This is a genomic window from Pseudomonas sp. PS01303 (assembly GCF_029959385.1).
GTDB classification, from domain to species: domain Bacteria; phylum Pseudomonadota; class Gammaproteobacteria; order Pseudomonadales; family Pseudomonadaceae; genus Aquipseudomonas; species Aquipseudomonas rustica.
In genome coordinates this window covers 1-247 of sequence record NZ_JASCPK010000366.1, presented here as the reverse complement: position 1 = coordinate 247, position 247 = coordinate 1, and the positions used below count along the sequence as shown (strand labels likewise).

Annotated in this window: 1 protein-coding gene; it reads left to right on the top strand. The window is 58.3% G+C overall.

What is annotated here, in order from left to right; translation table 11 throughout:
• A partial coding sequence (locus tag QMX93_RS30985; RefSeq protein ID WP_282359364.1) for a hypothetical protein occupies window positions 1–247 on the top strand: 247 nt, incomplete at both ends.

Sequence of the window (247 nt, the reverse complement as noted above, 5' to 3'; positions counted from 1 at the left end):
GCCGATATTCTGCAGGTCGGCGAGCCACGCCTGGAACTGCCCGAACCCGTAGTGGCCGGCGTGATCGACGGCGCATTACCCGGCGACACCGCCGGTACAACGTTGACGGTGAACTACCTCAACACGGTCAAGGATGACGAGGTGATTTACGAATGGATCGGTTCGAAAACCGGCACGAAAACGGACGGGATCACGCTGTCGTCTTTGACTGAGGGCAAACCGGTTGCGTTCAGGATTGATGCTGAGT